Raw genomic sequence first — 26,742 nt, 5'->3', positions numbered from 1 at the left:
TGGGCACAGCGGTCATCAAGGTGTCCTTCTTCGAGTCGGTTGTGAGAGATCACTCGAAGGATCCACCTGGTGGCCGCGCCTACGTTGCAGGCACGCGCTCACTCAGGTCCGTCGTACACCACTCTGCTGGACTCCACTTTTCTGCGTGGCTGTCCAGGGCACCGTCGGCACCCGACAGCAGGTCCGCCAGCACACTGCGAGGCACGAGCTCCATGACGCATCCTTCTGCAACCCTGTGCAAGCCGCATGGGCGGCCCGACTGACGCACTTAGCCCCCTGCGACAGCACCGAAGATTCTCCCGCAACCGGACCAGTTGACACCCGTGCCGCAGTAAAACTTCCGGCAGGGATGCCTGAACGCGCCTAGCGGCAGACGTTAAGGCGCGTAGCAACCCGGCGGCGTCGCATGTGACGTGTCCGGTGCGCGGGCGGCCGGGTCCGACATCTGACGCGCTGATTCTCTCGCCAGAGCCATGACTCGGGCAGATCGCAGCACTGAACTGGTTCGATCTTGGATCGGCTCAGTTCTATCGGCGCGGCCTGCCGTAGGTGCTAGCTCCGTTCCACGACGGGACCGGTCTAGTGGACTCGCGCCGGTCCAGACCACGTGGGCTGTTCCTTGCTTGGTGCACTGCACCCCATAGCCTTTGCAGTGTCGCTGAGCGCTGAGTCCCCCCCATGGTCTGACGCTCAGCGACACCAACGTCATGGTAACCAGTCCCTCGGCAGTAGCCGGGTCGGCCGCGCGCCGATCGAGGAGCACTGTGCTGCAGCCCTGCAAATTGGAAGTCTCTTCATGGACGAGCTGACTTCCGAGTACCCCATCGCTGATGGCTCGCCGCACCAAGGGTTGCCGCCCGAGGTGAACGACCCACGGCGCTTGGCCGCCGTGGCGGCCACTGGACTCTTGGACACAGCACCTGAGCCCGCTTTCGATGCCTTGGCGCAACTAGCGGCCTTGGCCACGGGATGCGACCGGGCGTTCGTGACCTTCGTGGACGGGGATAGATCCTTCTGGAAGGCATGCGTCGGCGTCGAGTCCGGGTCGGCCAGGCAAAACCCGGTGCATGAGAGCTTTTGCTACTTCTTGGTCGGCCTCGCTGGTGCGCCGTTCATCGTGAGTGACGCAGCTAGCGATGCGCGCACTCGAAACCACCCGTCGGTCGCGCCGATGCGCATCGGCGCCTGGGCGGGCTTTCCCGTTCTTGACGCGAACGGTCACGTGCTGGGCAGCATGTGTGTCATCGACACAAAGCCGCGCGACTGGACTGATTCTGAAATGGCCGCGATCCGGACGATTGCGGCCGCGGTCAGTAACGAGGTGCAGTTGCGGCAATCCCTCGCCGCTACTCAGGAGGCCCTGGCCTGTGTGAGTGAGTTGGCAACCAACTTGCAGGAGAATCTGCTTCCTCCCGTGCTGGCCTCCATTCCTTACCTACAAACCGCGGCCTCTTACATTCCGGCTGCCACGGGCTTTCGCGTGGTGGGCGACTTCTACGACCTTTTCCAGTTGCGCGATGGTTCCTGGGGAGCTGTCATGGGCGACGTATGCGGCAAAGGCGTTGAGGCCGCGAAGGTTGCCTCGTTTGTCAGATACACACTGCGCGCTGAAGCAAGACACGACGTCCTACCCTCGCGTGTTCTAGCCTCACTGAACGCCGCGATGATGGATGAGCCGGAACAAGATCGCTTCCTAACGGCTGCGTTCGCCACTTTCCGCGCATCCCCACGCGGGGTAACCGGTCATCTGTGCACAGCCGGCCACCCCCCGGCGCTCATTTCTAGGGCAGACGCCCAGATCGAAGCTGTTGGAGGGCCGGGGCAACTCCTGGGTGTCCTGCCCGAGGTGTCCTTGCACGATGTGCCCTTTGAACTCTCGCCAGGTGACTCGCTTCTGTTGTACACCGACGGGGTCACCGAAGCGCATCCCCCACGTTGCCAGCCGGGGCAAGCCCGATCGCTGTTCGGTGAAGACGGCTTGAGGCACGCCTACGCCACCTGCAAAGGTCTGTCGGCGTCCGACGCTGTCGCGACGCTGAATGAGGCGATCTCGCGGCACAGCGACGAGCAGTTGGCAGATGACACAGCCATGTTGCTACTGCGAGTGCCCGACCCCGAGACGCGTTGAGATTCCCGCATCTAGTGTCGCCACGCAGGACCGTCTTCGGCACGCTTCAACCGGCCTCCGGTGTCACCGGCGCCCAGTTGCGCGCTCACGTCTGCAGCGACGCGGTTATCCACAGCTTGATCCACACCCTCCTGTGGATCCAACCAAGCGCCGCTCAGAGCGATCCCATGGATGGGCACGGGCTCGACTCTCCTGTCCGGGTCGGGCTCCCTATCCATGTACTGCCAGACGAGGCGGTTGGCAGCCTCGCATGCCTGAATCGTCGTGAGCGCTGTTCTGGGCTCGTCCATGAGGTCTCCGTAAGCGCACGCTCATCGTTATGACAGGGCGCTCTCGTCGGCTTGAGGACGCGCAGCGCGGCCCGCTACGGCCCCCTCAACGCCCAGCGAGGCACCGCTCGTCGTCTCATTCGCCCGAGACCCACTCGGAGCCCGTAAGGCTATTCCGCTCAACCTCGGCGATCTCGGCCTCCAGCTGCGCCTCGACCGCAGCCAGGCGTTGCCGGGAATCTGTCAGGTCAAGCACCTCGCCCCCTTCCGCAAGCCGGCACGCGTAGGCCTCCAGGTCGACCAGCGTCTCGCGTGCCTCTACTTGCCTCCGCCACGCGGCGTCCACCGTCGGCTCCCCGCGCAGCCGCTGCACCGTCTTTGCCGACCCGACCTCGCGTTGCCGAGCCATCACCGATTCCCAGCGGTCGGCCCGCAGCTGCTCGGACGTAGCGCGCCACTCCCCGCACAGCCCCTCATACGCCGCGCTATCCAGCTGCATCAGTGGCACCGCGACACCCACCTTCCGCGGCACCGGCCGGTACAGCCCGACGTCGGCCAGCCGCGCGAGGTAGCCGGTGAGCGTGGTCCGGTTGCCGATCCCGAGCTCGGCCGCCAGCTCGCCGAGCGACTCAACTCGCCACGCCGCTGCCCACACCTCACGGTGCACCCAGCCCAGCGCCGCCCAGAGCGGTTCGAGGATCGGCACCGCGGTCACCGGCTCGGCCGTCACGCCGTCCGGCACCACGAGCGTCCAGCGCGTCCAGTCCTCTTCCCCGATGTCGCGCCGTGTCAGATCCGGCCGTTGCGCCTCGGTGACGAGCAGCCCCTGCGCCCGCAACCAGTCCCGGGCGTGCTCGACCCCGGACCGTGACAACCCCGCCACGCCCGCCATCCCCCGGATCGCCTGCCGGAACTCGGCTCCTCGCTCGGCTCCCAGACGCGCGAGCCCCTCGACCAATGCCTTCACATTCGCGGCCGCGTCGACCCGCAGCACCTTGGTCGCCCGAGCCACAGTCAGCACCTCGTACGCAGCGCCGACCCACGCACCCACTTCGGCCGGTAGCCGCACTTCGCCGGAGATCATCCGCACGGCCTTCGACCCCGCCAGCGGCCGTACGCCCTTCGCCACCGCGCGGTCCCACTCGGCCCTAGCAGCGACGCGCAGGTCCGCAGCTTTGTGTCCGCGTAGTACTCGGTAGCCGGCCAGTTCCGGCCACTCGATGACTCGGGCGAGCCAGCTCTCTCGGCTCCAGCCGGCCTCGATGCACGCACACACGACGGCCCAGGCACCCCGGGACCGGTCGCCGGACCCGTGCACGCCGGTCGCGGCCAGCTCGGCCACGGCAGCCGGGACCGCATCGGGCGTCCGTACGACAGTCCGCTGCACCGGCCACCGCCGTACCGGGCAAGCGGCATCCGGGTCCTCGGCGTCGTCGCCTACCCCGGGAACGTCCTCTTGGCCGTCCTCGGGCGTGCCTTCCCCTGCCGCTGGGAGCGCAGTTGGAGTCCCCTCTGACAGCCCGGGTCGCAGGGGGGCGCCCGCGTGGAAACTCTCGTTCGTCCCAGTTGTGAACATTGAGAATTCAGTAGGAGAGCCGAGGGCGGTCCACAGAGCAGCCCAAGCAGCAGGCGCAGAGGGGCCAGTCAGCCAGTCACGGAGCCGGGCGGCAGAGTGCACGCCGAGCAGCTGCCGGTAGCGCACCTCGTCATCGTCAGGCTCGCGCTTGCACGGCGACCCGGGCATGGTGAGCATCGCCGCAGCGCCGGACATCACTGCCGGGTCGATGCTCGGGAACCAACGGCGCAGCTCGACTTGCAGGGCACTCAGCTCGCTCCGATGCCGGCGCTCGTCCAGCCGAATCAGCACATGCACGCCGCCACGGGTCGAACGGTCGGCGATCCAGCGCAGGCCGCATCGCTCCAGAAGCCGCGTCAGCTCGCCGGCCTCTACCTCGACATCCGCAGCCGTGCGGTCGGCCTTCGGGTCCAGGTCCAGGCAGAGCACCTCGGCCTTCTCGGCAGCGTCGTAGAGGTAGACGGCCGTCGGATAGCGCCGCGACGCCCGAGACACCGTGTGCCAGGTGCCGTCTCGGTAGCGCCGGTATCGGCCGGCCGCGGTGTACTCGTTGGTCTGCTCGACCACAGCCGTGACGGCTCGCCGGAGTGTCTCGGGCGGGATCAGCTCGTCCGCGTCGCCGAGCAGCAGGAGTCGCCAGAAGTGGGCGTCGAGGGGACCGTCGCCAAGAAACAGCGATTCAGGTCGGGCTAGTATTTCCATAGCGTCAGGAACGCCTCGACCACGTATCCGCCAAGATCCGGTCGGGGCGTTCGTCCTTTCTAGAATCGGGACGAACGGGTATCTGAACTAGTAGCAGCGCCTCGCGAAGGCGCTCAGTGGCCCGCTACGGGGCCCGTGAGGCGCCTACGGCGCTTCGGAGTCGTCTCGTACGTCCGCGAGAAGTGCGGGCTCTGAGCGTTCGCCGTCCGAGCACCGGCAATCGCGGCAAGATGCGGTCATGCCGAGGTCGATTCGCATCGAGCTGCCAGACGACATCACCAACGACGACTACGCCGACGTCGCGGAAGCCGTCCGCATGACCCTCGAAGGCCTCGACCAGCTCGACGCCTTCTACGTGCGCACGGATCGGCAGATCACGGTCGCAGAGATGGCCGAGCGCTTTCCGGGCTGGGAGAAGCTGCAGGGGCGCAGCGGTCTGGAGTAGCCGGGCGTTTCTTTTCCAGGAATGCAACCTCGGCTAGCGCGACAGCTTCCGAAGTCATGAGTCGCGCGCGGTGGCGCGGTAAGCCTCTACCGCGGTACGCAGGGCCGCGAGTTGCGCGGCCAGTTGCCGGGGGTCGGGTGGCAGGTTTCGAGCAGGCACGGGAGCTCCTCAAGGGAGCGTCTCCGGTCGGCGATGCGAGCGCGAACTGCAGTGCCAGGACCCGGAAAGCCGACGCAGGATGCTTCCCGGCGACGTGAAGGAACGTCCTGCACGTCGAGGTCCGGTAGGCCCCATCTTACGCCGTGCCTAGGGTGGCTCCGTGGAGTTCACCGGTTTCCCCGTCGCGGCACTCGACTTCTACGACGACCTCGAGGTCGACAACACCAAGTCGTTTTGGGAGGCCCACAAGCACGTGTACATCGAATCGGTGAAGGCGCCGATGACGGCTCTCTGCACCGCGCTGGCTGACGACTTCGGGCCAGCGAAAATCTTCCGGCCCTACCGAGACGTGCGGTTCTCGAAGGACCGGACGCCTTACAAGACTCACCAAGGCGCGTACGTCGGCGTCGGCCCGGCGACCGGCTGGTACGTCGAGATCAGCCCCCAGGGGCTGCGCACCGGGGCCGGGTTCTACGAGGCATCGGGCACCCGGCTGGCGGCGTACCGCGAGGCCGTCGCGCACGAGCGCTTCGGTCCCGAACTGGAGGCGCTGGTCGCAGGCCTGAAAGGGCAGGGCTTCGAGGTCGGCGGCGACACCCTCAAGACCCACCCGCGCGGCTTCGACGCCGACCACCCGCGGATCGAGTTGCTGCGCCACAAGTCGCTGACGCTCGGCCAGCAGCACGGCTTCGGACCCGAGATCCACACACCGGCCGCGCTCGATCTGGTTCGCAACGACTGGCGCACCCTCCGACCGCTAGTCGAGTGGGCCCAGCGACACGTGCGCGACTGAGCCGTCCGAGACCGGTCAGCCGCCCCGTCTAATACGACCATCACCGGAAGACCCACCAGGGCGCCTACGTCGGGGTCGGCCCGGCGACGGGGTGGTACGTCGAGATCAGCCCGCAGGGGCTGCGCACGGGGGCCGGGTTCTACGAGGCGTCGGGCACCCGGCTGGCGGCGTACCGCGAGGCCGTCGCGCACGAGCGCTTCGGACCGGAGCTCGAGGCGCTCGTCGCCGGCCTGGAGGGGCAGGGCTTCGAGGTCGGCGGTGACACGCTGAAGACCCATCCGCGCGGCTTCGACGCCGACCACCCGCGGATCGCCCTGCTGCGGCACAAGTCGCTGACCCTGGGCAAGCAGCACGGCTTCGGGCCGGAGATCCACACCGCCACGGCGCTCGATCTGGTGCGCGACGACTGGCGCTCGCTGCGCCCGCTCGTGGAGTGGGCCCAGCGGCACGTGCAGGACTGACGGCTCGGGGGTTCCGAACTGCCCGGTGGACGGTTCGGATCTGACGGCTCGGCGGTGGCTCAGCCCCCGGGCGCGGTGCTGACCTCGGGCGCCGGGCCCGCCGACGTACGCGAGAGACGGAGATCTAGAACACGTTCTTGTTTCGTCGTACGATCCGCTCGTGACGACCTCCACCGGCTCCCGCCCCGCAGCCCTCACCTCCGACGCCATCGACTGGCGCGCCAGCACCGACGAGCACCCGGCGCGGATGGCCTCGATGCGCTCCTACTCCGCGGTCGCCAAGGGCGACCTGGAGGAGTGGCTGACGGTGTACGCCGAGGACGGGGTCGTCGAGGACCCGGTCGGCCCCTCGATGTTCGACCCCGAGGGCAAGGGCCACCGCGGGCACGCGGGCATCCGGGCCTTCTGGGAGCAGGCGATCGCCCCGATCGACACCTTCGCGTTCACCATCACCGAGTCCTTCGCCAACCCGGGCAGCAACACCTGCGCCAACATCGGCTCGATCCGCACGGCCTTCGCCGACGGCTCGCACACCACGACCGACCTGGTCATGGTCTACGTCGTCGACGACGAGGGCCGCGTGACCTCGATGAAGGCCTACTGGGAGCCCGAGCGCACCATGGCCTCCTTCACCCAGGCTTAGACGAGGCGTCGGCGGGGCGCCACCCCGCCGTTCACCTGCCGCTCCCCTCGCGGGCCCACGCTGGCGGCATGGCCAAGCGCAGGTTCGTCGTCCACCTGGGACTCCCGGACACCGGGGCCGGCGGTCTCGCCGCCGCGCTCGCCGCGCACGCCGGTCCGCTCGCGGAGGCCGGCGTCCGGGTCCCGGCCCGCAGCGCCGACGAGGCGCGCCGTGCCGCCCTGGAGCTGCGCCGCCTGCACAGCACCTACGGGCTGAAGCGCAAGGAGGTCGAGGGGACTCTCGCGCTGCTGTGCAAGCGCGCGCGCAAGGAGGGCGCCAAGACCCACGACGCGGTCGTCGTCTCCGACGACCTGCTGGCCGGCGCCACCCGCGAGCAGGTCGCCCTGCTGCTGGACAGCCTGGCGGGCTTCGAGGTCCACCTCGTCGCGACGCTGGCCGACCCCGCGCGCCAGCTGGTCGCCGCGTGGTCCGAGGCGGTCCGCGCCGGCTCCGACCTGGAGCTGCGTCGCTACGCCCGCCGCGTCCTGGACCCGGCCCGCCGACTCGACGAGGCCGGTGCCTTCTGGGCCGACCAGGACGTGGAGCAGGTGCTGGAGCGCTGGTCCTCGGAGCTGCGCCGCCCCGACCGGGTGCACGTCGTGGTCCCACAGCCGGGCGAGGACCCGGTCCGGGCCACCTGGCAGTGCGTCGCCCGCGTCGTGGGCGCCGACCCCGCATCGCTGCCGCTCGAGACCCACGCGGGCGCGGCCACCCCCGCCCCGGCGGGCCTCTCGGGCCCCGCCGGTGCGGCGGCGGCCGGTTCGCTGGGCTCGTCCCTCGGCTCGCTCGAGGTGCTGCGCGGTGTCAACGCCTCGGTCGACGGTCGCGCGGACGGGCGGATCCGGCGCCAGCTGGTCGACGCCCACCTGGCACCGACCTCCGACGCCCTCCCCCCGGCACCCGCGGACCTGCACGAGGAGCTCCTCGACCTCGGCGAGCGCTGGCGCAAGGCCCTCGCCGACGGCGGGTACGACGTCGTCGGCGACACCACGCCGCTGCTGCCCTCGCCCGCGCCGGTCCGGGCGGTCGTGGAGCCCACGACCGAGGAGCGGCTCGCGACCACCACCGACGCGCTGGGCGACCTGCTGGTCGAGCTGGCCCGCACCCGCGAGCACGTCGAGGACCTCCTCAAGCGCAACGCCAAGCTCGAGCGCAAGCGGGCCAGCCTCCGCACCCGGCTCGCCGCCGCCCTCGTCGAGGGCTGACCCGGGGCCGCACCGGCCACCCGTCGTACGTCGAGCCGGCCGTCCCGGCGGTCAGTGCGGTGCCCAGGCGTCCTCGTCCGCGGTCCGCTGGGACACGCAGTCGGGCAGCTGCTGGTCGGCGAGCTGCTGGATGGAGACGTGCTCGAAGACGTCGCGCAGCGAGCGACGGGCGGCGATCCAGACCTGCTGGAGCGGCTCGGCGCGCTCGTTGTACTCCACCGACTCCGGGCGCAGGCCGTAGACGGAGACGAGCGGGCCGTCGACGGCGCGGATGACGTCGGCCACCGAGACCTCGTCGGCGGGGCGGGCCAGCCGCCACCCGCCGGACTGGCCGCGCTGGCTCAGCACGACGCCGGCCCGGCGCAGGTCGGCGAGGATCGCCTGCAGGAAGTTGCGCGGGATGTCCTGGAGCTTTCCGAGCTCCTCGGCGCTCACCGCGGGGCCCCCGACGCGTCCCGACATCTCGATCAGCGCCCGGAGGGCGTAGTCGGACTTGGCGGAGACGCGCATGGGGTCAGTGTGTCAGAGGAGTCGATCGAGTCACTCGACATCGTCGACGTCTCCGGTCCGCGAGGGCGACGCCGCACACGTCGGTCGCCGGATTCCCTTGCCACGCGCCGGATCCGGCCGATCGGGACGTCACCCGGAAGTGGTTGCTCGCTAAGTTACTCGCGCGTATCATCACTTATTACCGGCCAGTAGCACACCGACGTGCTGCCCCCATGCGACGCCGGTTCCCGAGATCAGAAGGTGGGCCCCCGTGAGCCACTACAAGAGCAACCTGCGCGACATCGAGTTCAACCTCTTCGAGGTCCTGGGCCGCGACGAGGTCCTGGGCACCGGTCCCTTCGCGGAGGTCGACAGCGACACCGCGCGTGAGGTCCTGGCCGAGGTCGACCGCCTCGCGCGCGAGGACCTCGCCGCCTCCTTCGAGGACAGCGACCGCAACCCGCCGGTCTTCGACCCCGCGACCCACTCGGCGCCGCTGCCGGAGTCGTTCAAGAAGAGCTATCGCGCCTGGATGGACGCCGAGTTCTGGCGCCTGCAGATCCGTGAGGAGCTCGGCGGCACCCCCGCGCCGTCCAGCCTCAACTGGGCGATCGGCGAGCTGGTGCTGGGCTCCAACGCGCCCATCCACATGTACGCCGCAGGCGCCCCGTTCGCCGGCGTGATCTACAACAACGCCAACGGCGTGGAGCGCGACATGCGCATCGCCCGGATCATGGTCGAGCGTGAGTGGGGCTGCACCATGGTGCTCACCGAGCCCGACGCCGGCTCCGACGTGGGCGCCGGCCGCACCAAGGCCACCCCGAACGAGGACGGCTCGTGGAACGTCACGGGCGTCAAGCGCTTCATCACCTCGGCCACCAACGACATGACCGAGAACGTGATGCACCTGGTGCTCGCGCGCCCGGAGGGTGTCGAGGGCGCCGGCGGTCCCGGCACCAAGGGCCTCTCGCTCTTCTGGATGCCCGAGCACCACTTCGACCACGAGACCGGCGAGCTGACCGGCGAGCGCAACGGCATCTACGTCACCAACGTCGAGCACAAGATGGGCATCAAGGTCTCCAACACCTGCGAGGTCACCTTCGGCGACCCGCAGGTCGGCGGCGGCGAGCCCGCCAAGGGCTGGCTGGTCGGCGAGGTGCACAACGGCATCGCGCAGATGTTCGACGTGATCGAGAACGCCCGGATGATGGTGGGCACCAAGGCGATCGCCACGCTCTCCACGGGTTACCTCAACGCGCTGGAGTTCGCCAAGACCCGCGTCCAGGGCGCCGACCTGACCCAGTCCGGCGACAAGACCGCGCCGCGCGTCACGATCACCCACCACCCCGACGTGCGCCGCTCGCTGATGACCCAGAAGTCGTACGCCGAGGCGATGCGCGCGCTGGTGCTCTACACCGCCACCTGGCAGGACAAGGTGATGGTCGCCGAGCACGAGGGCACCATGGACTCCGAGGAGACCAAGCTCGCCGAGGCCGTCAACGACCTGCTGCTCCCGATCGTGAAGGGCTACGGCTCCGAGCGCTCCTGGACCCTGCTCGGCACCGAGTCCCTGCAGACCTTCGGTGGCTCCGGCTTCCTGCAGGAGTACCCCATCGAGCAGTACGTCCGCGACGCCAAGATCGACACCCTCTACGAGGGCACCACCGCGATCCAGGGCCAGGACTTCTTCTTCCGCAAGATCGTCAAGGACCAGGGCAGGGCCCTGGGTCACGTCGCCGGCGAGATCCAGAAGTTCCTGGACTCCGAGGCGGGCAACGGCCGGCTGAAGAACGAGCGGGCCCTGCTCGCCACCGCGCTCGACGACGCCAACGCGATGGTCGGCCACCTCATCAACGACCTGATGAGCGCCCAGGACGAGATCCGCAACATCTACAAGGTCGGCCTCAACACCACCCGCCTGCTGATGGCGCTGGGTGACGTGGTCTGCGCCTGGCTGCTGCTCCGCGGCGCCGAGGTGTCCCTCACCAAGCTGGGTGCCGAGGACGGCGGCGGCAAGGACAAGGCGTTCTACGAGGGCAAGGTCGCCGCTGCGCAGTTCTTCGCGCAGAACGTGCTCCCCAAGCTCTCCGCCGAGCGCGCGATCGCCGAGTCCACCGACCTGGCGCTGATGGACCTCGACGAGGCTGCCTTCTGATCTAGGCGCGCCCCTCGTCGCACGACGGCCCGCTGCCCTCCGGGGTGGCGGGCCGTCGGCGTGCGGGGGTCGACCCGTCGGCTCGGTCGGTCGGTCGGTCAGCCGGTCGGTCGGTCGGTCGGTCCCGGATTCGTCGGCTACCCGACGAACCCGGGAGCGCGACGACGGAACTTTCGACCACCATGGCCGGGTCTGTCGGCTACCCGACAAACCCGGCCACACGCCCGGTCCTCAGCCCAGGTGCCGGCCCGCCGCGGACCGGACGGCCCCGGTGAGTCGGTCCAGCAGCGGGGAGTCCAGGCGCCAGCGCTGCCAGTGGAGGGGTACGCCGACGGGCCGGTCGGGTGCGAGCCGGACCAGTCGCCCGCCGCGCTCGAGCGGGGCCAGCTGCTCCTCCGGCAGCATCCCCCAGCCGAGACCGGCGGTGACCGCGGCCAGGAAGTCCGCGGACGTCGGGACCCGGTGCGCGGCGGGGGCGCCCATTCCCAGCCCGGCCAGCAGGTCGTGCTGGAGGGTGTCCTTGGGGTTGAAGACCACCATCGGGAGCCGCCGCCAGTCGGGGCGACCGGTGGCGTCGGCGTACCGCTCGGCCAGCCAGGTGGCCGCAGCCGCGTGGTAGCGCATCGTCCCCAGGTGCTCCACCGAGCAGCCCTGCACCGGCTCGGGGTCGCTCGTGACCGCGGCCAGCGCCTCCCCGCGCCGCAGCAGGTCGTGGGAGTGCGCCTGGTCCTCGACCTCCAGGCGCAGCAGCACGTCGTCCCAGCCGGCGACGGCCGTGAGGACGTCGCGGAACCAGGTGGCCAGGGAGTCGGCGTTGACCGCCACCCCCAGCTCCGTGCGACCGGCCTCCCACGGGTGCAGGGCATGGCGGGCCTCGGCCTCCAGCAGCGCCTGGGCGCGCCCCAGCCGGACCAGCACCAGGCCGGCGGCGGTGGCCGTGCAGGGTGCGGCCCGGCGTACCAGCACCTGGCCGACGGCCGACTCCAGCGCCCGCACCCGCTGGCTGACCGCGCTCGGCGTCACGTGCAGCGCGCGGGCGGCAGCCTCGAACGTGCCGCGGTCCACCACCGCGACGAGGGCGGCCAGCTGCGCAGCGGGGAGCGGCGTCGACGACGGCGGCGGCGGCTGGGTCAGCGGTGGCGCCTCACTCATGAAGCGATGCTAAGGGGCCGGCAGATTCTTTCGCTTCCCTTCACACCGTCGGCTGCCTACCGTCGTCCCGTGCTCTCCACCGCGTTGATCGATGCTCTGGCTCCCGCCTTGACCGGGCTCGCCGCCGGGCTGACCCTCATCGTGGCGATCGGCAGCCAGAACGCCTTCGTCCTGCGCTCCGGTCTGGCCCGCCACCACGTCGGCCCGGTCGTCGCGGTCTGCGCGGTCTCCGACGCGGTGCTGATCAGCGCCGGCGTCGCGGGCATCGGCACGATCGTGACCCGGGCACCGGTGGTGCTGGACGTGGTGCGGTGGGGCGGGGTGGTGTTCCTGGCGGCGTACGCCGTCCTCTCCTTCCGCCGGGCCTGGCGCGGCGGCGAGGTGCTGGACGGGTCGACGGCTGCTGGATCGACCGACGGAGCCGGTGCGGCCGGCCCGCTCTCGGCTGCGGTGCTCACGGCCGTGGCGCTGACCTGGCTCAACCCGCACGTCTACCTCGACACCGTCCTGCTGCTCGGCTCGCTGGCCAACGGCTCGGAGGACCGCTGGGCCTTCGCGGTCGGCGCGGTGGTGGCGTCGCTGCTGTGGTTCACGGGGCTGGGGTACGGCGCGCGGCTGGCCTCCCCCCTCTTCGCCCGGCCCCGGGCGTGGCAGGTGCTCGACGTGCTGATCGGGGTCACGATGCTGCTCATCGCGGTCGGGCTGGCGCGGGGGTAGGCGGGGTTGCTGCGGCCGGGCAGTTGGCAGCTTCAGCGGCCGGCCGCTGAAGCTGACGGAGGGCCGCTGCAGTTTCAGCGGCCCTCCGTCAGGTTTGACGGCCGGCCGCTGAAGCCGCCCCGCTCACACACCCCCCAGCGGGAGCACCAGCTCCCCCGGCCCGTCCGGCGAGATCCGCACCGGGATCCCCCAGTCCTGCTGATGCATCCGACAGGCCGCACCCTCCCCGCCGTCGGCGTCGCAGGACGCGGCGCGGGCGGCGACGTGCAGGACACCCTCACCGGCGTGCGGGTCGAGCTCGAGCACCCGGGTCAGGGCGGTGTCGCGGCCGCCGCCGGAGCGGATCAGCCCCGGCGGGGTCGACTCGACGACCAGCTGCGAGGGCGGGCCGAAGCGGTCGTCGACCTTCTGGCCCGGCGGCGGGGTGAAGGTGATCGTCAGCGACAGCGAGGCCGCGACGGGGGTGACCGGCCGCTGCGTCGAGTGCGCGAACCCGTCGACCTTCACCACCCCGCCCAGCGGCACCGGGGTCAGCCGGTGCGCGGTCGACTCGACCACGACGAGGACGGCAGGCTCCGCCGGGTCGACGTACGCCGCCGACGGCTCGGCCAGACCCTCCGCGAGCGTCCCCACCGACCCGGTGGCGGGGTCGTAGCGGCGCACGGCGCCGTTGTAGGTGTCGCAGACCGCGACCGATCCGTCGGGCAGGACCGTGACCCCGAGCGGGTGCTGGAGCAGCGCCTGCCCGGCCGGCCCGTCCTGGAACCCGAACTCGAAGAGCCCCGAGCCCACGACGGTGTGGACCGCGCGGTCGACCGAGGAGACGTAGCGCAACGACGAGGTCTCGGAGTCCGCGAGCCACAGCCGGTCCCCGTCGGGCGCGAGCCGCGAGGTCTGGGCGAACCACGCCTCCTCGAGGGGCCCGTCCAGCAGCCCCTCGTTGGTCGTGCCGGCCGCGACCTCGACCGCGCCGGTCAGCGGGTCGAAGGTCCACAGCTGGTGGATCCCGGCCATCGCGACCCACACCCGGTCGCCCCACCAGGCGACGTCCCACGGCGAGGAGAGCCGCTCGACGCCGTCACCGGGCATCCACTGCTGGCCGTCCCCGGCCAGCGTGCGGACCGAGCCGTCCTCCAGCCGCAGCCCCGCCAGCCGGTGGCCCACCGTGTCGGCCACGACCACGTCGTACCCCACCGCGACGGCGACGTCGGCCGGCAGCAGGCACAGCCCGTTGGGCTCGCGGAACCCGCCGAGGCGGCGCACCACCTCCCCGTCCGCGGACAGCTCGACCACCTGGTCGTGGCCGGCGTCGGCGACGAGGACGCCACCACCGGCGGCACCGCCCGGGAGCGGGACCGCCGAGGCCGGGAACCGCAGGTCGCTCGGCTCCACGACCGGCGGGACGTACGGCGAGTCACCGGGCTGCAGCGTGCCGCGCTCGCGGTGCTGCGGGACCAGGTCTGCCAGCAACGCGGAGATCGCGTGGGCGTGCCCCTCCCCGGCGTACTGCGCGACGACGTAGCCCTCCGGGTCGACCAGCACGAGCGTCGGCCACGCGCGCGCGGTGTAGGCCTGCCAGGTCACCAGCTCGGGGTCGTCGAGCACCGGGTGGTGCACGCCGTAGCGCTCGACGGCCGCCGCGAGCGCGACCGGGTCGGCCTCGTGGACGAACTTCGGGGAGTGCACCCCGATGACCACCAGCTCCTCGGCGTACGCCGCCTCGACCGGTCGCAGCTCGTCCAGCACGTGCAGGCAGTTGACGCAGCAGAAGGTCCAGAAATCCAGCAGGGCGAAGCGACCGCGCAGGTCCGCGAGGCGCAGCGGGCCGTCGGTGTTGAGCCAGCCGCGGCCGACGAGCTCAGGGGCCCTGACGGGTTGCCGAACGGGCTGGCGGCGGGGCTGGGTGCTCACTCCCCTGATCCTCCCCCGCACGGACCCTCCCGACCAACCCAAAGGGTGGTCGACAGGGTAAAGGCGGCGCCCCGGGCGGCCCCGGGTTAGCGTGCGCTGACACCGGCGGGAGGCTGCATGGACGGACTCGACGACGGCGCCACCTCGCTGGGCGTGGACGCCTCGTTCGACCGCTACGCGCGGATGGTCCGCCGCGCGCTCGACGTCCCCGTCGCGCTGGTCAGCCTGGTCGAGACCGACCGGCAGGTCTTCGTCGGCGCCGAGGGCCTCTCCGCGCCGTACGACGCCGCGCGGCAGACCCCGTTGACCCACTCCTTCTGCCAGTGGGTCGTCCACGACCAGGCGCCGGTCGTGACCGGGGACGCACGGCTCGACGAGCGCCTGCGCGACAACCTGGCGATCCCCGACCTCGGGGTCGTCGCCTACGCCGGCCACCCGATCCGCGACCACACCGGCCAGATCATCGGCTCGCTCTGCGCCATCGACCCCGAGCCCCGCGCCTGGACCCTCGACGCGCTCGAGGCCCTGGCGGACCTCGCCGCCGCGTGCTCCACCGAGCTCGCCCAGCGCGGGTTGCGGGAGGAGGCCGCCGAGGCCGCCCAGGAGGCCGACTCGCTGGGCCGGCGCAGCGCCGTCCTGCTCGCCCTCAGCGAGGGCCTGGCCTCGGCGGCGACCGTCGCCGAGGTCGCGGCCGCGGCCGAGCGGGTGGCCCGCGAGCAGCTCGGCTGCCTGCGCGCCGGCATCTGGCTCTCCGAGGCCGCCGCCCACGACCTGCCGACCCAGCCGCACCTCGACGTCGAGGTCCCCCGGCTGCACTACGTGCCCCAGACCGGGGACACGTGGCGCTCGGCCCAGCTCAACAACAGCCTGCGCGCCGACCTGAGCAACCCGCTGGGCCACTGCATCGTCAGCGAGCAGCCACTGCACTACCGCGACCGCGCCGACCAGAACCAGCACTACCCCGACCTGGACTACCGCGCACAGGTCGGCGAGTGCCGCGCCTTCTTCCCGCTGACCTCGGCGGGCCGGACCTTCGGCGCCATGGCCGTGATCTGGGAGGACCCCCGCGACCTCGCGGCGGACGAGCTGGCCACGCTCGGCGTGCTGGCGACGTACGCCGCCCAGTCGCTGTCCCGCACCCTGCTTGTCCAGGAGCAGCACGACGCGCTGGTCGTCCTCCAGACCGCCCTGCTCCCCCGGCTCCCGGAGACCGAGGAGCTGGAGATGGCCGCCCGCTACCGGCCCGCGGCCGCGCGGGACCAGGTCGGCGGCGACTGGTACGACGCCGTGCTCATGCCCTCCGGCGCGACCAGCCTGATGATCGGCGACGTCGTCGGGCACGACATCGGCGCGGCCGCGACCATGGGCCAGATGCGCACCACCCTGCGCGCGCTGGCGTGGGCCGTCGACGACCCGCCGTCGCGGCAGGTGCTGCGGCTGGAGGAGGCGATGGCAGACCTCGGCGTCGACGGCCTGGCGACCCTGGTCTACCTCCGGAGCGAGGAGCCCGACGGCTCCGGCGGCCGCACCCTGCGCTGGACCAACGCCGGCCACCCGCCGCCGCTGCTGCTGGCCCCCGACGGCGAGGTCACCTGGCTCGAGGACGAGCACCACGACGTCATGCTCGGCGTGCTGCCCGACGCGCACCGCAGCGACAACCGGCGACGCATCCCCGACGGCTCCACGCTGCTGCTCTACACCGACGGTCTGGTCGAGCGGCGCGGCGAGGACCTCACCCACGGGCTCGAGCGGCTGCGGAAGGCGGCACTCGCGCAGCCGTCGGGGCCGGTCACCGACTTCCTCGACGGGGTCCTCAGCGACCTCGACGACGGTGCGCTGGCCGACGACGTCGCCGTCCTCGCGGTCCGGTTCCGGTAGCGACGCCTGAGCCTGATCGAGCAAGCGCCGCGGCCGAGGGACGAGGCCGCGACGGGCGGGTCGAGATCCGCGGACGGTCAGGTGCCCCGGACGGTAGCCCGATTAGAGTCCGGCCCATGAGCGACCAGGAGCTGCTGGCGGGGTACGCCGACGTGTGGTGGCAGGCGATCGACGACTTCACCGCCCTGCTCGAGGGCCTCGACGAGGCCGACTGGGACCGTCCGACCGACCTCCCCGGCTGGGACGTGCGGGCGGTCGCCGCCCACGTCGCCCACCTGGAGAAGGTGCTGGCGACCGGCGAGGAGGAGCACGCCGACATCGGCGACCCGCCCCCGGCGCACGTCACCGGCCTGCTGGGGCACTACACCGAGATCGGCGTGGTCAACCGGCGCGATGCCAGCCCGGACGCCCTCATCACCGAGATCCGGGAGTCGGCCACTGCCCGACGCACCGCCCTGCTCGCGGACCCGCCCACCGACGCCGACGCGATCCCCGAGCGGATCTTCGGTGGCGTCCCGTGGTCGTGGCGCACCCTGCTGCGCAACCGCCCCCTCGACGTCTGGATGCACGAGCAGGACGTGCGTCGCGCCGTCGGTCGCCCCGGCGGCATGGCCACCGAGCCGGCGCGGCACACCGCGGAGTACCTCGCCGAGTCGATGGGCTTCGTCCTCGCCAAGAAGGTCGGTGCCGAGCCGGGGACCTCGCTGGTCCTGGACATGGAGGGGAGCGCGCCCTTCGCCTTCGAGGTCGGCGAGGACCGCCGCGGCCGTGTGCTCCCCGAGCCGCCCGCGACCCCCGACGTGCTGCTGGCGATGGACCGCGAGTCCTTCACGTGCCTGGCCGGCGGTCGCCGGCCGGCGCCCGGCGCGGTGCGCATCGAGGGCGACGAGTCGCTGGGGCAGCGGGTGGTCGACGCGATGGCCACCACTCCCTGACCCACACCCTGACCCGCGGCGGAGGCAGCACCGACCCTTCCTGCCACCACCCGAGCCACCCCCGAGCACGAGGAGGACGCGCATGGACGCCTGGCAGCTCGCCGACATCCCCGACCAAGCCGGCCGCACGGTCGTGGTCACCGGACCGTCCCTGGGCGGTCTCGGCCACCACACCGCGCTGGAGCTGGCCCGCCGCGGTGCGCGCGTCGTGCTGGCCGGGCGCACACCTCGCAAGCTGGACGAGACCTCGGTGGCCATCACCGAGGAGGTGCCCGGCGCCGACCTGGTGCCGCTCGTCGTCGACCTGTCGGACCTCTCCTCGGTCCGCTCGGCCGGTGCGGCCGCCGCCGCGCTCGGTCCGGTCGACGTGCTGGTCAACAACGCCGGCGTCATGGGCGTCCCGCGCACCCGCACCGCCGACGGGTTCGAGCTCACCATGGCGACCAACCACTTCGGTCCGTTCCTGCTGACCGGCCTTCTGCTGCCGCAGCTGGTCGCCAGCGGCGCCGGGCGCGTCGTCACCGTCTCCTCCGGCTTCCACAAGGTGGCGACCCGCGCACCCCTGGAGGACCCCACCGTCCAGCGGGGCCGCCACGACCGGTGGGGCGCCTACGCCCGTTCCAAGCTCGCCAACCTGCTCTTCACCCTCGAGCTCGACCGGCGCTGCCGCGAGGCCGAGCTCCCGGTGAAGGCGCTGGCCGCGCACCCCGGCTTCGCCGGCACCCACTTGGCCGCCAACGGGCAGTACGGCCGGTCCTCGGGCGGCATCGCCTCCATCCTCGACGCGACCATCCGCGCGGTCTCCCAGTCCGCCGCGGCCGGCGCCTGGCCCACGCTCATGGCCGCGACCGCCGACCTGCCCGGGTCCACCTACTGCGGACCGGGCGGCCCAGGCGAGATGTCCGGCCTCCCGCAGGTCGTCCCGATGTCCCGCCGCGCCCGCGACCCCGAGGCGGCCCGGTCGCTCTGGGAGCTCAGCGAGACCGCGACGGGGATCACCTACCCCTAGGCTCACCGGCCGGTCGCGGTCACCTCGCGCGATCTGGAGGTCCTGGACGGCACCTGGTTCGGTGCCGGACCTCCAGATCGGTCGCGACGCGGCCGAGCACAGACACCTCACGCTGTGTCGACACGGGCTCGCCCAGCGGCTCGGCCTGCTCGACCACCGGTGCGGGGCGGCTCGACCACCGGTGCGGGGCGGCTCGGCCGGCTCGACCCCGGGTCGTACGGCTCAGTCGCGCAGGCCGCGGGTGCCGTCGACGACCCGGACCAGCCCGGCCCGGGTGCCCACGAACGCGGCGCCCCCGGGACCGAGGGTGACGGCGGCGCCGTCGTTGTCGGCCCACGGGCCGGTGCCGCCGCGGGCCGACCAGGCCGTGCGGCCGGTGCGGGCGTCGAGGGCGGTGAGGTACCACGCGTCGGCGCCGAGCCAGCTGCGGCGCTTGGTCCAGGCGTACAGCAGACCGGTCGCCCGCGAGAGGGTCACGCCCGACGTCGGCGCGACCTCCGGGGACGTCCAGGCCGTGCTGCAGTCCGCCTCGACCCGCGCCAGACCGCCGGGCGGGCGGCGGCCGAGCACCCCGCTCGCCAGCCCGGTCCAGCCGTGGCCGTTGGTCACGACCACGCCGCCCTCCACCGGCACCAGGGCGGCCTCGGTCGCGGACGCGTCGTCCTCGAAGACCTGCGTGCGGCAGACCTGCTCGCCGTCCCCTGCCCGCAGGACCACCACGTGCATCCGCGGGTTGGCGTTGTCGGTGAAGGCGAGCAGCGGCCCGGCGTCGGAGTCGAGGAGCACCGCTCCCGAGCCGCTGCCGGCGTCGCGCTGGCCGGGCTTCACCCCGCTCCCGGTCTCGTACGCCGTCCGCCACCCGACCAGCGGGGCACCCGCCCTCGTGACGACCCGGTGCACCGCCTCGACCGTCGTGACGTAGACGCCGTCCCGGTCGGCCGCCAGCGGCTGGCCCACCGGCTCCCCGAGGTCCACGACGACTGGGTCGGCGTCCCCGGCGACGACGCCCACGAGCCCGGCGGCCGTCGCGAACCAGGCCCGCTCGGTCCCGTCGACCACCACCGCGACCACGCAGTCCCCCGCCGGCACGACCGGGGCGAGGTCCACGACCGCCTCGGTCACCAGCGCCGGGTCGTCCGCGGCGTCGGCGGTGGCGACCTGCAGCAGCCGCCGGTCACCGGTGGCGACGAGCAGGTTGCCCGCGGCGTCGAGCACCGGCGGCGCGGGCGCCCCCGACTCCCCGCACGCGTCGGGCAGCTCCTGCGTCGCGACCGGCCGCAGCGTGCGCGGGTCGATCACCTTGAGCCGTGCACCGCTCCGGCTCGTGCACAGCGCCGCGAGCCGCCCGTGGGAGTCGGGCAGCAGCGCTCCGCAGTGCTCCGCGCCGAACCACGCCGAGTCGACCTCCACCGACAGCCCCAGCGGACCGGGCAGGTCGGAGACGGTCGGCACGACGACCGGGTCGGGCACCCCCGCCCCGTCGGCGAGCAGCGGCTGGGCGGAGACCGGTCGACCCGTGTAGCCCGGGGTCACCCACGCACCTCCGCCCGGCGGCACCGGCAGCCGACCGTCCGGCAGCACCCACAGCCCACCCACGACCAGTCCCGCCGCGGCCACGGCCGCGAGCGTCGTACGACGGGTGGGGGGCCCGGAGCCGAGCAGCAGCGGGCGTGCGCGGCGACCCGTGCGAGGCACCGCGAGCAGCACCACGGCGGCGACGACGACCAGCGGCCCGAGCGCCAGCCACAGGGAGACGACCGCCAGCCAGGCGACCGGACGGGCCCACCGCAACGGCGTCAGCGTCCCCGCGGCCCGAACTCCGGGGCGACCCGGGCGAAGGCCGCCTTCCGCGCGACGGCCGTGTTGCGGGCGGCCAGCAGCCAGGCCTGCTCGACCCGCTCGCGGAAGAAGGTGTAGCGCGCGCCGGCGGTCCAGGTGTCGTCGAAGAGCCGCTTGGCCGCGGCCAGCTGGTCCGGTGAGCGGCCCTTGAGCTGCTGGGCCAGGGCGAGCGCGGCGGCGACCGGGTCGGCGTCGAGGGTGGTGACCAGGCCGAGGCGGTGCGCCTCCTCGCCGGAGACGACCTCCGCGGTCATCGTCAGCTTCTTGGCCACGTCGATGCCGACCAGCTCCTTGAGCGACCGGACACCGGACATGTCGGGGATGATCCCCCACTTGCCCTCGAGCACCGACCACTGCGAGTCGGGGGTCGCGACCCGGAAGTCGGCCGCCAGCGCGATCTGCAGCCCACCGCCGAGGCAGTGTCCGTGGACGGCGGCGACGACCGGGACCGGCAGCCGGCGCCAGGCCCAGCAGGCCTCCTGGAAGGTGTTGGTGCCGCGCAGCGGGTGCGGGACGAAGGAGCGGGCCACCCGCATCGGCTGCTTCATCACGTGCGCGAAGTCCAGGCCGGCGCAGAACGCATCGCCCTCGCCGGACAGCACGACCGCACGCAGGCTCCTGTCGCGGCGCAGGGTGCGCGCGGTGGCCGCGAGGTCGTCGAGCACCTGCAGGGTCAGGGCGTTGAGCTTCTCCGGCCGGTCCAGCCGCACGTGGGCGATCCCGTCGGTGACCGTGCAGGTGACGTGGCTGGCGGCCCGCTCGCTCGAGTGGGTGACGGCGCGCGCGGCGGGAGAGGCGGTGGTCGACATGGCGCCGATCCTCCCACCTCCGAAGGGGGCGCACGGGCCGCGCCGCACGGCATGATCACGGCCATGAGCCACCCGCGCGCAGGACAGCCGGCCCAGCCCGAGGACCTGGTCGACGTCGCCCACCTGGTGACGGCGTACTTCAGCGACGAGCCCGACCCGGAGGACGTCGACCAGCAGGTCGCCTTCGGCACCAGCGGGCACCGCGGGTCCTCGCTGTCACGCTCCTTCAACGAGGCGCACATCCTGGCCACGACGCAGGCGATCTGCGAGTACCGCGCCTCCCAGGGCTTCGACGGACCGCTCTTCCTCGGCCGCGACACCCACGCGCTGTCCGAGCCGGCCTGGGTCTCCGCGCTCGAGGTCCTCGCGGCCAACGACGTCACCGTCATGGTCGACTCCCGCGACGGCTACACCCCCACGCCCGCGGTGTCGCACGCGATCCTGCGCGCGAACGGGGTCTCGACAGGCTCGACCAGCGGGAGGGGCCCGGCGTCCGGCCTGGCCGACGGCATCGTCGTCACGCCTTCCCACAACCCCCCGCGCGACGGTGGCTTCAAGTACAACCCGCCCCATGGCGGCCCCGCCGACTCCGACGCCACGAAGGTCATCGCCGCGCGGGCCAACGAGCTGCTGCGCGCCGGCCTGGAGGGGGTACGCCGGGTGCCGTTCGCCCGGGCGCGGGCGGCCGCGACGGCGTACGACTTCCTCGGCACCTACGTCGACGACCTGCCCTCGGTGATCGACGTCGAGGCGATCCGCGAGGCGGGGGTGCGGATCGGGGCGGACCCGATGGGCGGCGCGGCCGTGCACTACTGGGGCGAGGTCGCCGACCGGCACGGGCTCGACCTGACCGTCGTGAACCCGCTGGTCGACCCGACGTGGCGCTTCATGACGCTCGACTGGGACGGCAAGATCCGGATGGACTGCTCCTCGCCCTCCGCGATGGCCTCGCTGATCGGGCGGATGGGCGAGGACGCCGCGTACGCCGTCGCGACCGGCAACGACGCCGACGCCGACCGGCACGGCATCGTCACGCCGGACGCGGGGCTGATGAACCCCAACCACTTCCTGGCCGTGGCGATCCAGCACCTGTTCGGCGGCGCGCGACCGGGCTGGCCGGACACCGCGCGGATCGGCAAGACCCTGGTCTCCTCCGCCATGATCGACAAGGTCGCCGCCTCGCTCGGCAAGCCGCTGGTCGAGGTGCCGGTCGGGTTCAAGTGGTTCGTGCCCGGACTGGTCGACGGGTCCTTCGGCTTCGGCGGCGAGGAGTCCGCGGGCGCCTCGTTCCTGCGCCGCGACGGCTCGGTGTGGACCACCGACAAGGACGGCCTGCTGCTGTGCCTCCTGGCGGCCGAGGTCATCGCGACCACCGGCCGGTCGCCCTCGCAGCACTACGCGGACCTGGTCGCGGCACACGGGGAGCCGGCGTACGCCCGGGTCGACGCGCCCGCGACGCGCGAGCAGAAGGCCGCGCTCGCGGCCCTGACCCCCGACGCCGTCACCGCCACCACGCTGGCCGGCGAGGAGATCACCGGCAGGCTCACCGAGGCCCCCGGCAACGGCGCCTCGATCGGCGGGCTCAAGGTGACCACGGAGTCGGCGTGGTTCGCCGCGCGGCCCTCGGGCACCGAGGACGTCTACAAGATCTACGCCGAGTCCTTCCGCGGTCCCGAGCACCTCGCGCAGGTCCAGGAGGAGGCCCGCGCGGTGGTGTCGGCCGCGCTCGGGGGCTGAGCCCAGCCGCCCCGCCGGGTCAGTCCCCGACCGGCTCGACCGGGTCCCCCGGACGCACGACGCCATCGGCGACCACCTCGCCGTCGGCCCCGCACACCGGGGCCCCGCCGATGACCGGCAGCGCGGCGAGCACCCGGAGGTCGCGCGCGCCGGTGTCGGGGTGGTGGTCGACGACGGCGCAGCGCGTGGTCAGCGCCGTGGGGCGCACGACGGTGTCGCCCACGCGCACCGCGCGCCCCACCCACGCCTCCTCGGCCCGCGGCGGCAGGCCGGTGTCGACGACCAGGTTGGCGCGGAAGCGCCGCGGGTCCACCGGCACACCGACCTCCGCGGCCAGCGCCTCCACGGTCGAGAGCGCGACCAGGCTCACCGCCCCGGCGTACACCACGCCGCGCTCGGGCGCCGCCGCGAGCCGTACGCCGCGTGCCGGCGGCAGCCCGAGCAGCCCGGACGCCTCCGCGGCCAGCGGGTGGTCGAGCAGGTCGAGGGCCACCTCACGGCCCCAGTAGTCGCAGGTGACCCGGTCCCCGGTGCCGGTCGTGACGGTGCCGGCCGCGACGGCGCCGGCCGCGACGAGCGGCTCCTCGTCGACCGCGAGCCCCATGAGCCGCGGGTGCGCCACCGTGCGGAGCACCTGCCGCGCCTCCACGTCGACCAGGCACCACCGCCGGTCGCCGACGACCCCGGCCGGCCCGATCCGCACCTCGGGACGGGTCAGGTGGCGGGTGCCCTTGACCGCGGCGTACCCGACGGAGACGACCTGCACCCCGCCACGCTACCGACCGCGCGCACCGCCGAACCGTCAGGAACGAACCCTCGAACCGTCGCTCGCGCACCGCCGAGCCGTCACTTCCGAACCCTCGAGCCGTCACTTCCGCACGTCGGCCGTTCGAAGCTGACGGGTCGGCGGTTCACACCTGACGGGTCGGCGGTTCACACCTGACGGTTCGGCGGTTCGGAGGTGACGGTTCGGCGGGGGTATCGTGGCGCCCACAACTTCAGAAGCAGAGGGTTCGACGCGTTCTTGGTGGTGGGTCCGGCGCGATGCTCGCCGTACCCCAGGAACACACCCCATGAGTCCCCTCGCTTCCTACCGACGACTGCTCCACCTCGCCGGTCCCACCTACGTCCTCGTCGCCTTCCTCGGGCGGCTGCCGCTGGCGATGTCCCAGCTCGGCACGCTGCTGCTGGTCTCCTCGGCGACCGACAGCTACGGCCTCGGCGGCCTGGCCGCCGGCGCACTCGCCGTCGCCAACGCGCTCGGCGCCCCGGTCGCGGGCGGCCTCGCCGACCGGGTCGGCCAGCGGCCGGTCGTGCTGGTGCAGTCGCTCGCCGGCGCGCTCGGCCTGCTCGCGCTGGTGCTCCAGGTCGGCGGCTCGACGCCGCTCACCATCGTGATCGCGGCGCTCGCGGGCCTCGCGATGCCACAGGTCGGTCCGCTGGCGCGCGTGCGCTGGCGCCCGCTGACCCACGGCACCGGCCACGAGCAGCGCCGGCTCGTCGATGCCGCGTTCGCCTACGAGGGCGCGGCCGACGAGGCGTCCTTCGCCCTCGGCCCCGCACTGGTCGGGCTCGTCGCCGTGGCGATCAGCCCGTCGGGCGCGCTGCTGGTCGCGGCCGGGCTGCTCGCGGTCTTCGGCAGCGCCTTCGCCCTCGACGCCTCCGCCCGGCACACCCGCCACCACGGCCCGGTCGTGGCGACGCGGCTGCTCACCGGGGTGCTCCTGACCTTGGCGCTGGCCCAGCTCTGCATCGGGGTGCTGTTCGGGGCGACCCAGACCGGGGCCACCGTGCTCGCCACCGCGGCGGGCGACCCGGGCGCGGCCGGCTTCGTCCACGCCACGCTCGGCGTCGGCAGTGCGGTGGCCGGGCTGCTGACGGCGTACCTCCCGGAGCGGATCGGGCACGAGCGCCGGGCGCTGGCGGCCGCCGTCGGGCTGCTGGTGCTGTCGCTGCCGCTGCTGCTGGTCGACTCGCTGCTCACCGTCACACTGACGGTGCTGCTCCTGGGCTGCGCCGTGGCGCCGTACATGATCGCGGTCTTCAGCATGGGCGAGCGGGTCGTGCCGCAGAGCCGCGTCGGCGCCGCCATGACCGTGCTCGCGAGCGCGACCGGGATCGGCTACGCCCTGGGCGCCTCGGTGGCCGGCCGGCTCGCCGACGCGACCGGCACCCACACCGCAGCCTTCGGGGTCACCGTGACGACGACGGTCCTCGCCGTGGTGCTCATGGTGGCCTCGCAGCGCGGACTCCGGGCCGCGCTGGCCCACCACGCCTCGACCGAGGCGCTCCCCGCGAGCGTCTCCGCCTGAGTCCCACGCGTCACAGAGATCCCATCGGCGGGGTACTCCGAACGCGAAGTCACCCTCAGCTCGAGCTGAGGGTGACTTCTCGTGCGGACTATCCCCGCTTCCGCGGGCTCAGGCCGCCGCGGACCCCGCCTGCTCGGAGGCAGCCACCTGCTGGCGCCGGGCGAGCTGGGTCAGCCGGGCCTGGGCGGCGCGGCGGACCTTGGGGCCCTTGGTCGACATCGCCCACAGCGTCTTCAGCTGCGAGGGCAGGTTCTTCGGGGTGGTGGTGGCCAGCCAGTCGTTGGGCAGCGAGAGCCGCACGACCTTGTGCCAGGCGGAGTAGAGCTGCTGCGGCAGCGGCGCCTCGTGGTAGTTCAGGTCGTACTTCTCGAAGAGCGCCTGCACCTTGGGGGCGACCTCGGCGTACCGGTTGGACGGCAGGTCGGGGAAGAGGTGGTGCTCGATCTGGTGCGACAGGTTGCCGGTCATGAGGTGCGTGACCTTGCCGCCGGAGATGTTGGCCGAGCCGAGCATCTGGCGCAGGTACCACTCGCCGCGGGTCTCGTCCTCGGGGATGGCGGCGCGCTCGAAGGTCTCGACGCCCTCGGGGAAGTGGCCGCACATGATGACCGAGTGCGACCAGACGTTGCGCACGACGTTGGCCACGAGGTTGCCGGCCAGCGCGCCGACGGCACCGCCGAACGGCAGGGCCAGCAGCGGGTGGACGACGTAGTCCTTGGTGGCCTGCTTGCGGATCTTCCGCAGGGTCTTGGCGAGGTTCTCCTGGAACTCCGCGGAGCGCTTCTCCTTCGGGATCCTCAGGTTCTTGCCGAGCTCGAGGTCGTAGGCGGCGATGCCGTACTCGAAGACGCAGGCGTTGACGAAGTTCCACAGCGGCTGCAGCAGGTAGAACGGCACCCAGCGCTGGTCCTCGTCGACGCGCATGATGCCGTAGCCGAGGTCGTTGTCCTTGCCGACGATGTTCGTGTACGTGTGGTGCACCTCGTTGTGGCTGTGCTTCCAGCCGTCGGAGGTCGAGGCGTTGTCCCACTCCCACGTGGTCGAGTGGATCTTCGGGTCACGCATCCAGTCCCACTGGCCATGCATGACGTTGTGCCCGATCTCCATGTTCTCCAGGATCTTGGCGACCGAGAGCCCGACGGTGCCCAGCACCCACAGCGGGGGGATCGCCGAGCCGAGGAGCACGGCTCGCGAGCCCAGCTCGAGGCGACGCTGCACGTCGACGAGCCGACGGATGTACGCCGCGTCGCGCTCGCCGCGCGAGTCGATGACGTCCTGGCGGATCGCGTCGAGCTCGATGCCGATCTGCTCGATGTCGGCCTCGGTGAGGTGCGCCGTGGGGTTCTCGGGCTTGCGGGTGATCGTCGTCATCGGGTTCT

Annotated in this window: 20 protein-coding genes and 1 pseudogene; 13 read left to right on the top strand and 8 right to left on the bottom strand. The window is 72.4% G+C overall.

Annotated features, from left to right (window positions below; genetic code table 11):
* The first annotated feature begins 796 nt into the window (after positions 1-796).
* Positions 797-2,128 (top strand): PP2C family protein-serine/threonine phosphatase, encoded by a 1,332-nt coding sequence (locus Q1V71_RS05040; RefSeq protein ID WP_300641348.1) that lies wholly within the window; start codon positions 797-799, stop codon positions 2,126-2,128.
* Positions 2,129-2,533: 405 nt separating this feature from the next.
* Here Q1V71_RS05040 and Q1V71_RS05035 read toward each other — a convergent pair whose 3' ends face one another.
* Positions 2,534-4,675: a hypothetical protein gene (locus tag Q1V71_RS05035; protein WP_300641346.1), complete on the bottom strand. Its 2,142-nt coding sequence runs from the start codon at positions 4,673-4,675 to the stop codon at positions 2,534-2,536.
* A 238-nt stretch (positions 4,676-4,913) separates the two neighbouring features.
* On the opposite strand from Q1V71_RS05035, the gene Q1V71_RS05030 reads away from it, so the two are divergent.
* The 5 genes and pseudogenes from Q1V71_RS05030 (at position 4,914) to Q1V71_RS05010 (ending at position 8,420) form a co-directional block, all read left to right on the top strand.
* On the top strand, positions 4,914-5,120 hold the full coding sequence (locus Q1V71_RS05030; protein WP_300641345.1) for a hypothetical protein: 207 nt from the start codon (positions 4,914-4,916) through the stop codon (positions 5,118-5,120).
* A gap of 319 nt (positions 5,121-5,439) precedes the next feature.
* The gene (locus Q1V71_RS05025; protein WP_300641343.1) at positions 5,440-6,072 is read left to right on the top strand and encodes a DUF2461 domain-containing protein; all 633 of its coding nucleotides are present in this window, start codon (positions 5,440-5,442) and stop codon (positions 6,070-6,072) included.
* Positions 6,073-6,131: 59 nt separating this feature from the next.
* Positions 6,132-6,533, top strand: a pseudogene (locus Q1V71_RS05020) (DUF2461 family protein); the annotation flags it as partial.
* Positions 6,534-6,693: 160 nt separating this feature from the next.
* The gene (locus tag Q1V71_RS05015) at positions 6,694-7,176 is read left to right on the top strand and encodes a nuclear transport factor 2 family protein (protein ID WP_300641341.1); all 483 of its coding nucleotides are present in this window, start codon (positions 6,694-6,696) and stop codon (positions 7,174-7,176) included.
* Between the two features lie 68 nt (positions 7,177-7,244).
* Positions 7,245-8,420, top strand: coding sequence for a hypothetical protein (locus Q1V71_RS05010; protein WP_300641339.1), 1,176 nt, complete (start codon positions 7,245-7,247; stop codon positions 8,418-8,420).
* A 51-nt stretch (positions 8,421-8,471) separates the two neighbouring features.
* Here Q1V71_RS05010 and Q1V71_RS05005 read toward each other — a convergent pair whose 3' ends face one another.
* Positions 8,472-8,930 carry an Rrf2 family transcriptional regulator gene (locus tag Q1V71_RS05005; protein WP_300641337.1) on the bottom strand — a complete coding sequence of 153 codons (459 nt, stop codon included), beginning with the start codon at positions 8,928-8,930 and terminating at the stop codon, positions 8,472-8,474.
* A gap of 250 nt (positions 8,931-9,180) precedes the next feature.
* Between Q1V71_RS05005 and Q1V71_RS05000 the strand changes: the two genes are divergently transcribed.
* The gene (locus Q1V71_RS05000) at positions 9,181-11,064 is read left to right on the top strand and encodes an acyl-CoA dehydrogenase (RefSeq protein WP_300641335.1); all 1,884 of its coding nucleotides are present in this window, start codon (positions 9,181-9,183) and stop codon (positions 11,062-11,064) included.
* A gap of 231 nt (positions 11,065-11,295) precedes the next feature.
* On the opposite strand, the gene Q1V71_RS04995 is transcribed toward Q1V71_RS05000, so the two are convergent.
* Positions 11,296-12,216 (bottom strand): LysR family transcriptional regulator ArgP, encoded by a 921-nt coding sequence (locus Q1V71_RS04995; protein ID WP_300641333.1) that lies wholly within the window; start codon positions 12,214-12,216, stop codon positions 11,296-11,298.
* A 69-nt stretch (positions 12,217-12,285) separates the two neighbouring features.
* On the opposite strand from Q1V71_RS04995, the gene Q1V71_RS04990 reads away from it, so the two are divergent.
* Complete coding sequence (locus Q1V71_RS04990; RefSeq protein WP_300641331.1) at positions 12,286-12,933, top strand: LysE/ArgO family amino acid transporter; 648 nt, start codon at positions 12,286-12,288, stop codon at positions 12,931-12,933.
* A gap of 123 nt (positions 12,934-13,056) precedes the next feature.
* On the opposite strand, the gene Q1V71_RS04985 is transcribed toward Q1V71_RS04990, so the two are convergent.
* Positions 13,057-14,844: an NHL domain-containing thioredoxin family protein gene (locus tag Q1V71_RS04985; protein ID WP_300641329.1), complete on the bottom strand. Its 1,788-nt coding sequence runs from the start codon at positions 14,842-14,844 to the stop codon at positions 13,057-13,059.
* Between the two features lie 117 nt (positions 14,845-14,961).
* On the opposite strand from Q1V71_RS04985, the gene Q1V71_RS04980 reads away from it, so the two are divergent.
* The 3 genes from Q1V71_RS04980 (at position 14,962) to Q1V71_RS04970 (ending at position 18,666) form a co-directional block, all read left to right on the top strand.
* Positions 14,962-16,722: a SpoIIE family protein phosphatase gene (locus Q1V71_RS04980; protein ID WP_300641327.1), complete on the top strand. Its 1,761-nt coding sequence runs from the start codon at positions 14,962-14,964 to the stop codon at positions 16,720-16,722.
* 116 nt (positions 16,723-16,838) lie between these two features.
* Entirely contained in the window at positions 16,839-17,657 is an 819-nt protein-coding gene (locus tag Q1V71_RS04975) for a maleylpyruvate isomerase family mycothiol-dependent enzyme (protein WP_300641325.1), read from the top strand.
* A gap of 82 nt (positions 17,658-17,739) precedes the next feature.
* Positions 17,740-18,666, top strand: a complete 927-nt coding sequence (locus tag Q1V71_RS04970) for an oxidoreductase (protein ID WP_300641323.1) — start codon at positions 17,740-17,742, stop codon at positions 18,664-18,666.
* A 222-nt stretch (positions 18,667-18,888) separates the two neighbouring features.
* On the opposite strand, the gene Q1V71_RS04965 is transcribed toward Q1V71_RS04970, so the two are convergent.
* Positions 18,889-20,457: a hypothetical protein gene (locus tag Q1V71_RS04965; RefSeq protein ID WP_300641321.1), complete on the bottom strand. Its 1,569-nt coding sequence runs from the start codon at positions 20,455-20,457 to the stop codon at positions 18,889-18,891.
* A gap of 5 nt (positions 20,458-20,462) precedes the next feature.
* Complete coding sequence (locus tag Q1V71_RS04960) at positions 20,463-21,314, bottom strand: crotonase/enoyl-CoA hydratase family protein (protein WP_300641319.1); 852 nt, start codon at positions 21,312-21,314, stop codon at positions 20,463-20,465.
* Between the two features lie 63 nt (positions 21,315-21,377).
* Between Q1V71_RS04960 and pgm the strand changes: the two genes are divergently transcribed.
* Positions 21,378-23,051: a phosphoglucomutase (alpha-D-glucose-1,6-bisphosphate-dependent) gene (pgm, locus tag Q1V71_RS04955; RefSeq protein WP_300641317.1), complete on the top strand. Its 1,674-nt coding sequence runs from the start codon at positions 21,378-21,380 to the stop codon at positions 23,049-23,051.
* Positions 23,052-23,070: 19 nt separating this feature from the next.
* On the opposite strand, the gene Q1V71_RS04950 is transcribed toward pgm, so the two are convergent.
* Positions 23,071-23,817 carry an MOSC domain-containing protein gene (locus tag Q1V71_RS04950; RefSeq protein ID WP_300641315.1) on the bottom strand — a complete coding sequence of 249 codons (747 nt, stop codon included), beginning with the start codon at positions 23,815-23,817 and terminating at the stop codon, positions 23,071-23,073.
* Between the two features lie 307 nt (positions 23,818-24,124).
* Between Q1V71_RS04950 and Q1V71_RS04945 the strand changes: the two genes are divergently transcribed.
* A complete protein-coding gene (locus Q1V71_RS04945) occupies positions 24,125-25,363 on the top strand; it encodes an MFS transporter (RefSeq protein ID WP_300641313.1) in 1,239 nt (412 codons plus the stop codon).
* A gap of 108 nt (positions 25,364-25,471) precedes the next feature.
* Here Q1V71_RS04945 and Q1V71_RS04940 read toward each other — a convergent pair whose 3' ends face one another.
* A complete protein-coding gene (locus Q1V71_RS04940; RefSeq protein WP_300641311.1) occupies positions 25,472-26,734 on the bottom strand; it encodes an acyl-CoA desaturase in 1,263 nt (420 codons plus the stop codon).
* Positions 26,735-26,742 lie beyond the last annotated feature (8 nt).

It is taken from the genome of Nocardioides sp. (assembly GCF_030149505.1).
GTDB lineage: Bacteria > Actinomycetota > Actinomycetes > Propionibacteriales > Nocardioidaceae > Nocardioides.
The sequence above is the reverse complement of the archived record's forward strand: the minus strand, read 5'-3'. Positions and strand labels throughout refer to the sequence as shown.

Coding starts and splice junctions, on each gene's coding strand:
- Q1V71_RS05035 (WP_300641346.1), bottom strand. CDS start 4,675: ATGGAAATACTAGCCCGACCTGAATCGCTGTTTCTTGGCGACGGTCCC.
- Q1V71_RS04970 (WP_300641323.1), top strand. CDS start 17,740: ATGGACGCCTGGCAGCTCGCCGACATCCCCGACCAAGCCGGCCGCACG.
- pgm (WP_300641317.1), top strand. CDS start 21,378: ATGAGCCACCCGCGCGCAGGACAGCCGGCCCAGCCCGAGGACCTGGTC.
- Q1V71_RS04940 (WP_300641311.1), bottom strand. CDS start 26,734: ATGACGACGATCACCCGCAAGCCCGAGAACCCCACGGCGCACCTCACC.
- Q1V71_RS04945 (WP_300641313.1), top strand. CDS start 24,125: ATGAGTCCCCTCGCTTCCTACCGACGACTGCTCCACCTCGCCGGTCCC.
- Q1V71_RS04995 (WP_300641333.1), bottom strand. CDS start 12,216: ATGAGTGAGGCGCCACCGCTGACCCAGCCGCCGCCGCCGTCGTCGACG.
- Q1V71_RS05030 (WP_300641345.1), top strand. CDS start 4,914: ATGCCGAGGTCGATTCGCATCGAGCTGCCAGACGACATCACCAACGAC.
- Q1V71_RS05010 (WP_300641339.1), top strand. CDS start 7,245: ATGGCCAAGCGCAGGTTCGTCGTCCACCTGGGACTCCCGGACACCGGG.
- Q1V71_RS04975 (WP_300641325.1), top strand. CDS start 16,839: ATGAGCGACCAGGAGCTGCTGGCGGGGTACGCCGACGTGTGGTGGCAG.
- Q1V71_RS05005 (WP_300641337.1), bottom strand. CDS start 8,930: ATGCGCGTCTCCGCCAAGTCCGACTACGCCCTCCGGGCGCTGATCGAG.
- Q1V71_RS04960 (WP_300641319.1), bottom strand. CDS start 21,314: ATGTCGACCACCGCCTCTCCCGCCGCGCGCGCCGTCACCCACTCGAGC.
- Q1V71_RS05040 (WP_300641348.1), top strand. CDS start 797: ATGGACGAGCTGACTTCCGAGTACCCCATCGCTGATGGCTCGCCGCAC.
- Q1V71_RS04980 (WP_300641327.1), top strand. CDS start 14,962: ATGGACGGACTCGACGACGGCGCCACCTCGCTGGGCGTGGACGCCTCG.